Source organism: Sphingobium sp. CCH11-B1 (assembly GCF_001556865.1).
Taxonomy (GTDB): domain Bacteria; phylum Pseudomonadota; class Alphaproteobacteria; order Sphingomonadales; family Sphingomonadaceae; genus Sphingobium.
In genome coordinates this window covers 1-6,947 of sequence record NZ_LSJY01000126.1, presented here as the reverse complement: position 1 = coordinate 6,947, position 6,947 = coordinate 1, and the positions used below count along the sequence as shown (strand labels likewise).

Here is a 6,947-nt window from a genome sequence, read left to right as displayed (position 1 = left end):
CGCCCCGCCCGCTCCGCCGCCGCCCAGCGCGCCGTGCAGCGCGCTCGCCGCGATCGAATCCAGCACCCCCACGGCGATCCGCCGCAGATCCTCGAACCCGAACTTGCCCGTCCGCACCGCCCGCAGCAGCCCCTGCTCGATGCGCCGTCCGGCCCGCTCCGCCCCGTCGCCCAGCGGCCCTTCCAGCCCCGCCCGCATCGCCTCGACATCGCGGCTCAGGCCCTGCGTATCGGCCCGCACCCGCACGACCAGCGTCTCGATTTCCTCATCCATCCCGACAAGCCTCCCTCAGTCCCGCGCCGAGTCCGGCATGGCGCCCATCAGCCGCGCCAGCTCCGCCCCGTCCACGCCCTCTCCCGGCGCATCCTCCCCGCGCGCGGCGCGCAGCACCGCCGAAAGTTCCGCCGGGGTCGCGCGCCAGAATTCGTGCGGCCGCCAGCCGAGCAGCCATCCCGCCACCCCTGCCAGCCGCGCCGCCGCCTCAGCGAAGCGCGTCACCGCCCGGCCAATATCTGTTGCACGATGGTTTTCAGCGCCGGCGTCACCTTGGCCAGGCCCACGGCCACCACCGCCTCGCCCAGCGCCTCGCGCGTCATCCGGTCGCGATCCACCAGGCAATGCCAGAACAGCGCCACCAGATCGCCCAGCGACAGCCTGCCGTCCGCCGCTCGCTCCACCAGCGCGAACAGCGGTCCCACTTCCGCCTCGGCCGCCACCAGCGCCCCGAATGTCGGCCGCAGCGCCAGCGCCTCGCCGCCGATCTCCAGCGCCGCTTCCCCGCGCTCGGGATTGGGCGCGCTCACAGGCTCACCACCGCGCCGGAGCTTTCCAGGCTCAGCGCATAGTTGCGCTCGCCATTATAGTCCCCGGCATAGTCCAGCCGCGTGACCAGGAATTGGCCGCGCATCCGCTCGCCGCTCTCGAAACTCAGCTCATAGCTGTCGATCGTGCCCGACAGCGCGTGGTTGCGGATGCGCACCTCGGCGGCCGATCCGGTGAACAGGCCGGCGGCGGACACGCTGACCGATCGCACGCCCGCGCCCGACAGCAATTCGCGCCAGCCGCCCGAATCCTTGCTGGTGATGTTGACCGCCTCGCCGTTGACGGACAGTTGCGTGGTCCGCATGCCCGCCACCGTCGCATATGTTGCCGGTGTGTTGCCGTCGCCCACTTTCAGCAAGAAAGCACTTCCCTTTTCCACGCCCATGTCGCATCCTTTCTTCAGTCAAACCGTGCAAAATGCAGGATATGGAGAGGTCCCCATGATTGTTGCCGCTTCGCTCGCGATGATGCTCGCCGCCGCGCCCTCCGCCGACGCCGTGGGCAATGGCCGCAAGGAATTTGCGAAGTGCCTCTCGTCGCAGGTGCAACCCTCGCTCGACAAGAAACTGACGGCCGGCGACTTCCAGGCCGCGATCAAGAAGGCCTGCGCCGACAAGGAAGCCGCCTTCCGCGCCGCCATCGTCGCCCAGGACAAGGCGGACAAGATGTCCGACAGCGCCGCCAATGCCGACGCCGACGACCAGATCTCCGAATATGTCGACAAGATCACGTCGGAATATGAAGAGAGCAGCCGTCCAAGCTGACGCCGGCCGGCTTCACCCAAAGCGTCACCCCGGTCTCGCGCCGGGGTCTCGCCGCGTTGCCGTGCCTTGCCGGCTGACCGTCGGCTACGGGCGTCACGCCTCCCGCACCGCTCTTAGCCGATAATCCACCACCGCGCGCCATCCGCCCGCCGGCCCCGGTCCGGCCCGCGCCACCCGCGACCGCGCCAGCCGCGCGCCGACCACGCGCCATCCCCCTGCCGGCAGGATCGTGCCCATCGCCGCCTCGACCCGCACGATCATCGCGCCCAGCGCATCGGTCGCGTCCCCAGCGATCGCCAGCCCCACCGTCAGCCGCAGCTCGCGCCCCTCAATGTCCTTGCCGCCCCAGTCGCTGCCGATACATTCGCCGGCAAAGCCATAGGGCATCGCCGCCCGGCCCGGTTCGCCATCATGCACGCCGTTCACCAGCGCCATCACCGCGCCGCGCACCGCCACTTCCGCGCTCATGCCCCTCTCCCCGCGTCCCGCCCGGCTTCTCTCAGGCCAAGGTCGCGCATCCAGCGCGCCAGCAGGCCCGCCCCGCGCGCCCGCACCGCCTCGCCCTCGACCTCCGCCTCCACGCCTAGCGCCCGCATCGCCTCCGCGATCCGCGCCCGCCGCAGCGCCGCCCGATCCTCCAGCATCGCCATGATCCTCATGCCAGCCGCATCCGCCGCCATGGCCGCCACAGCGCGCTCACCACGGCGGGCGGCGTCGCGCTCTCGCTGCCGCGCGCCAGATAGTGGTCCGCCGCCAGCCGCACGATCCCCTGCCGCAGCGCGTCGGGCACGCCGTCCAGCGCCTGCGCCATCCCCGCCTGATAGGTGACGGCCACCAGCCGCGCCTCGCCCGCGCGCGTCACCCGCACCCATCCGTCGCCCTGGGCGTCGATATCCACGGCATATCCGTCCACCGGCAGCGGCTGCGCCAGGCCGTCCGAGTCGATCGCCGCCACCTGCGTCACCGCCAGCACCGGCCGCGCCGTCAGCCGCTGCCAGCTCGCGCTCGCCGCCACCGTCTCCTGCGCCTCGCGCGCGATCAGCCACTGGCCCACGAACCGCTCGCACAGCGCCCCCGCGCCGCGCAGCAGTCCCTCCAGCACGCCGTCCTCGTCCGCGCCGCTGATGCGCAGATAGGCCTTCAATTCCGCCAGCGACGCCGCCGCCGCCCCGCTTTCCCCGTCCGTCAGCATGGCCCCGTCTCCCGCCGCCAAAAAAGAAAGGGAGGAGCGCGCACGCCCCTCCCTTCAGTCGTCCCCGTCCGCTCGCCGCCCGGTTACGAAGCGGCGAACTTCATCAGCTTGCCACCGCCTCGTTTACGAAGCGGAGAACTTCATCAACTTGCCGCCGCCTCGTTTACGAGGCGGAGAACTTCATCAGCTTGCCACCGCCTCGTTTACGAGGCGGAGAACTTCATCAACTTGATCGCCTCCGAATTCGCCACGCCGCCGCCGATCCGCTTGACGGCATAGAAGTGGACGAAGGGCTTGTTGCTGAACGGGTCGCGCAGGATGCTCGTCTCGCTGCGCTCCGCGATGACATAGCCCGCCTGGAAGTTGCCGAAGGCAATGGAAAGGCTGTTCGCCGCGATGTCGGGCATGTCCTCGGCCTCGACCACCGGATATCCCATCAACGTCGCCGGCTGCCCCGCCGCCATCGACGGCTGCCACAGGAACGCCCCGTCGGCCGTCTTCATCTTGCGGATGACGGACAGCGTCGCACTGTTCATGACGAAGCTCGCCCCCTGGCGGTACGGCGCGCGCAGGCTCTGGATGAGGTCGATCAGCCGGTCCTGCGGATTGCTCGCAGGGAAAGCGCCCGCCGCGCCCGACGCCACATATTGCAGCGATCCGAACGCGCGCACCGCGTCCGCTTCGTTGGTGGTCGTATAGGTCAGGAAGCCCTTGGGCTTGTTGGTCCCGTTGCCGTTGACGAAGGCCGCGCCCTCCGCCGCCGCGAACTCCCGCGCGATCTCGTTGGCCAGCCATCCCTCGACATCGAACTGCGCGTCGTCCAGCATCGCCTGGGATGCCGCCGGATTGGCGAACAGCTCGCCCGAAGGCGGCACGATCTCGTTGAAGCTCGGCGTTCCCGTCTCGGCCCGCGCGCCCGTCTCGCTCGCCCATCCCGACACGATGCCGCCTGCCGTCACCAGCTTGCGATAGCCCGCGCTGCCCGTGCGCACGACATTGGCGATGGCGCGGACCGGCGAAATCGCCTTCAGCGTCGATCCGATCGCCAGGTCGATCTCGCGCGGCACCGCATAGCCGCCCGCCGCGCCCGAAGCGCCCGAAAAGCTCTTCAGCTCCACGCCCGCCTCAAGTCCCTGGCGCAGATAGCGCTCCACGAACGCCGCCCGCGCGGGGTCTTCCGCCCCGCCCTTCACCCCATCCAGCGCCGGCCGCCGCGCGCTCAGCAACGCGCCCTTCAGCGCCGCCACCTCCTGCGCCAGCCCCTCGATCCGCTCCCCCTGCGCCACCGCGTCAAGGCTCGCCTCCAGTTGATCCGTCATGCCCGTCTCCACAAAAAAGGCGGCCCGAAATGGACCGCCGCACCAGTCCTTCTCCCATGGGAAGAAGGATAAGAAGCCTTGCCAGCCTGCCGGCTAGGCGAAGCTGGATAAGGGGGAGCGCTCCACTCCCACCACCCGCGCCAGCGGCTGCATCGGGTGCGTCACCACGCTGACCTCCACCAGTTCCAGCGCCAGCAGTTCGCGCGGCCGCGCGCCCCGCGCATGCCTGACGCGATAGCCGAAGCTGAGGCCATTAACCGCGCCCGCCTCCAGCGCCGCCGCCGCCTCGCGCCCGGCGGCGGTCGCGCGCGAAACCCGCCCGATCACGCGCAGCCCGCGCTTGTCCTCGCGCGCGCTCTCGATCCGGCCGATGACGCTGCCCGGTCCATGCTGCCACAGCAAAGGCACGCCCTCTGCCGCCACCTCTCCGAAGGCCCCGGCCCGCACCACGTCGCCGCCCCGGTCCACCCGGTCGAATATCGCCGCATAGCCGGCAAAGCGCAGGTCGCCGCCCTGCCTGCCTTCCGTTCCTGCTGCGCCGGTCGAAGCACGCCCGCCTTGCCCGCCGCTCATCCCTTCGCCAGCCCGATCAGCCCCGTCTTCACCGCGATACCCAGCAAGACCAGCGCCATCGCGATTCGCACCGCCCAGCCGATCACCGCGCCCCGCGCCGCCTTCTTGGCGTCACGCCAGGCCGACAGCAGCTCGCGCAGTTCCCGCACGTCACCCTCCGCATGCCCGTCCGCCAGGCCCAGCCGCTCCAGCACGCGACCCGCGCCGATCTCGCTCGCCTCCTCGATGAGGGCGCGGATGGTCACCATGTCGGCCACCTGCCCGTCCGCCTGCGCGACCAGCCGCGCCAGCATCTCCTCCTTCATGATCCCGTCCTTCCCTTCACGCGCCCACATGGGCCCTACAGTCCAAGCATCGCCTTCTTCTCTTCCGCCGTGAGGAAATCCGCCGCAGCCACCCGTTCCCACAGCGCCGCGCGCTCGTCCGACAGCGCCGGCACCGCGTCCAGGTCCGCCTCCACCACGACGCCCGGCCACCATCCGCCAAGACCCTGGCTCAACCCGCCGCAGATCTTCGCCACCAGCGGCAGGATCGCCTGCCGCCACAGCGCCTTGTTCGCCTCGCGATAATTGGCGTAGCTATTGTCGCCGGGCAGCCCCATCAGCATCGGCGGCACCCCGAAGGCCAGCGCGATCTCCCGCGCCGCCGCGCTCTTCAAGCCCACGAAATCCATTTCGGCCGGCGTCAGGCTCATCGCCTTCCAACTGAGCCCCCCTTCGAGCAGCATCGGGCGTCCCGCATTGGCCGCACCGGCAAAGGCCGCCTCCATCTCGCGCTTCACCCGCTCATATTGTTCGGGCGACAGCACCGATCCGTCGCCGGGCTCATAGACCATCGCGCCCGAAGGCCGCGCCGCATTGTCGAGCAGCGCCTTGTTCCAGACGCTCGCCGCATTGTGGATCGCGACCGCCCCCGCCGCCGCGCCGGTACAGCCAAGGCCATAATGGTCGTCCAGCGGATGCAGGCCTTTCAGATGCAGCACCGTGGTCCGCCCCGCCGCATCCTCGGGGTGCAGCCGCGTCACGCTCTCCCCCACGCGGTAGAGATAGGCCGCCGGCCATCCCCGCGCGTCGGCTTCCACGCTCACCCGCTCGGGCCGCAGCGCGAACAGCTCGGCCGGCATCCCGTCCGGCCCGGCGATGATCTGGACATAGGCGTTGCCGTGCAGCAGCAGGTGGCAGGCCAGCGTCTCGATGAGTGCCTGCCCCGCCGACGCCCGCCCGACCAGGCCAAGGACGCGCGCCGCATCGTCGACGCCCCTTGCCTTGAGCGCACAGGCCCCCGCGCCCTCCGACACCAGCCTCATCGCCCGCTGCGCCACGGCATTGCCCATCACGCCCGCGCGCACTTGCGCCTCGTAGCTGGCGGGCCATTCGCCCAGAGCCACCGCGCCCGTTCCCCAGGCACGCGCCAGCACCGGCCGCGCATCCTCGCGCGCGGCCGCTTTCGTGAACCATTTCATGGATTGTCCCCGCCATAAAAAAACCTCTCCCCGTCGGGGAGAGGATAGTGGAGCCTGGGTGGCGCAGCCGCCCTAGCGAAACGTGGAAAGGGGGTTCAGCGCCCCGTCACGGATTGCGTGCCAGCACCCGGTCGCAGGTCGAGTCCGTGCCCTCGCTCTTGCCGATCAGGCGGCCCGCCACCGCGCCAGCGCCCGCGCCCAGCAGCGTCTCACCAACGCTCCCGCCCGCCAGCAGGCCGACGCCCGCGCCACCGGCCGCGCCGATCACCGTGCCCTTGTCGCGGCCCTTCTTCCCCTTGAGGATGCAATAGCGCACGTCGTCCCGGTCGCGCGGCGCCGCCCGGGCGATCCGCGCCCGATCCTTGCTGTTGAGGGACGCCGCCATCACCGGCGCCGCGACCAGCGACACGCCCGCCGCGACCGCCATCAACATCATCTTCTTCATTGCACTTGCTCCGTTGGAATTCATCTGGATCAAGAACGATGAGGCCAAGGCGCGGGTTCCACCCTTCTCCCCTCGTGGAAGAAGGATAAGAAGCCTTGCCGCAAAGCGGCTGGGCGAAGCTGGATGAGGGGGCCGGCGCAACACCGTCTCTGCCCACACATCCCCGTCATCCATGCAATCAGAAACGAGCGGGATGCCGGGTCAGGCCTGTCCCGCGCTTGTCGAAAACCCCGGCACGACGATAGAGCGGCAGGAAGCGACCAGGTGCAGACATAAAGATGGCCGTCACCCCAGCGAAGGCTGGGGTCTCAGGAAATGCTGTGCATCATGGCCTGAGATGCCAGCCTTCGCTGGCATGACGGGACAGGAA

Annotated in this window: 12 protein-coding genes and 1 pseudogene; 1 reads left to right on the top strand and 12 read right to left on the bottom strand. The window is 70.1% G+C overall.

Annotated elements, in window-relative coordinates; all coding sequences use genetic code 11:
- The 4 genes and pseudogenes from AX724_RS12935 to AX724_RS12920 all read right to left on the bottom strand — a co-directional run.
- Positions 1 to 273 (bottom strand): annotated as a pseudogene (locus AX724_RS12935) (tail tape measure protein); the annotation flags it as partial.
- A 15-nt stretch (positions 274 to 288) separates the two neighbouring features.
- Positions 289 to 498, bottom strand: a complete 210-nt coding sequence (locus tag AX724_RS12930) for a phage tail assembly chaperone (protein WP_066767138.1) — start codon at positions 496 to 498, stop codon at positions 289 to 291.
- Positions 495 to 803, bottom strand: coding sequence for a gene transfer agent family protein (locus AX724_RS12925; protein ID WP_066767137.1), 309 nt, complete (start codon positions 801 to 803; stop codon positions 495 to 497). The genes AX724_RS12930 and AX724_RS12925 overlap by 4 nt, the downstream gene beginning before the upstream one ends.
- Positions 800 to 1,207, bottom strand: coding sequence for a phage major tail protein, TP901-1 family (locus AX724_RS12920; protein ID WP_066767135.1), 408 nt, complete (start codon positions 1,205 to 1,207; stop codon positions 800 to 802). Before AX724_RS12920 ends, AX724_RS12925 begins: the two co-directional genes overlap by 4 nt.
- 55 nt (positions 1,208 to 1,262) lie before the next feature.
- Here AX724_RS12920 and AX724_RS12915 point away from each other — a divergent pair, with 55 nt between their 5' ends.
- Positions 1,263 to 1,586, top strand: a complete 324-nt coding sequence (locus tag AX724_RS12915; protein ID WP_066767149.1) for a hypothetical protein — start codon at positions 1,263 to 1,265, stop codon at positions 1,584 to 1,586.
- Between the two features lie 93 nt (positions 1,587 to 1,679).
- Here the strand turns inward: AX724_RS12915 and gp17 are convergent, their stop codons facing one another.
- The 8 genes from gp17 to AX724_RS12875 form a co-directional block, all read right to left on the bottom strand.
- Positions 1,680 to 2,054 carry a tail completion protein gp17 gene (gene gp17, locus AX724_RS12910; protein WP_066767133.1) on the bottom strand — a complete coding sequence of 125 codons (375 nt, stop codon included), beginning with the start codon at positions 2,052 to 2,054 and terminating at the stop codon, positions 1,680 to 1,682.
- Positions 2,051 to 2,245 carry a hypothetical protein gene (locus tag AX724_RS12905; protein ID WP_197421578.1) on the bottom strand — a complete coding sequence of 65 codons (195 nt, stop codon included), beginning with the start codon at positions 2,243 to 2,245 and terminating at the stop codon, positions 2,051 to 2,053. Before AX724_RS12905 ends, gp17 begins: the two co-directional genes overlap by 4 nt.
- The gene (locus AX724_RS12900; RefSeq protein WP_066767147.1) at positions 2,242 to 2,778 is read right to left on the bottom strand and encodes a head-tail connector protein; all 537 of its coding nucleotides are present in this window, start codon (positions 2,776 to 2,778) and stop codon (positions 2,242 to 2,244) included. Before AX724_RS12900 ends, AX724_RS12905 begins: the two co-directional genes overlap by 4 nt.
- 203 nt (positions 2,779 to 2,981) lie before the next feature.
- Positions 2,982 to 4,097 (bottom strand): phage major capsid protein, encoded by a 1,116-nt coding sequence (locus AX724_RS12895; protein ID WP_066767145.1) that lies wholly within the window; start codon positions 4,095 to 4,097, stop codon positions 2,982 to 2,984.
- 93 nt (positions 4,098 to 4,190) lie between these two features.
- On the bottom strand, positions 4,191 to 4,670 hold the full coding sequence (locus AX724_RS12890; protein ID WP_082733527.1) for an HK97 family phage prohead protease: 480 nt from the start codon (positions 4,668 to 4,670) through the stop codon (positions 4,191 to 4,193).
- Positions 4,667 to 4,975: a DUF6127 family protein gene (locus AX724_RS12885; RefSeq protein ID WP_066767140.1), complete on the bottom strand. Its 309-nt coding sequence runs from the start codon at positions 4,973 to 4,975 to the stop codon at positions 4,667 to 4,669. Before AX724_RS12885 ends, AX724_RS12890 begins: the two co-directional genes overlap by 4 nt.
- Positions 4,976 to 5,010: 35 nt before the next feature.
- The gene (locus AX724_RS12880) at positions 5,011 to 6,132 is read right to left on the bottom strand and encodes a phage portal protein (RefSeq protein WP_066767132.1); all 1,122 of its coding nucleotides are present in this window, start codon (positions 6,130 to 6,132) and stop codon (positions 5,011 to 5,013) included.
- Between the two features lie 106 nt (positions 6,133 to 6,238).
- Positions 6,239 to 6,577: a hypothetical protein gene (locus AX724_RS12875; protein ID WP_066767131.1), complete on the bottom strand. Its 339-nt coding sequence runs from the start codon at positions 6,575 to 6,577 to the stop codon at positions 6,239 to 6,241.
- Between the last annotated feature and the right edge of the window lie 370 nt (positions 6,578 to 6,947).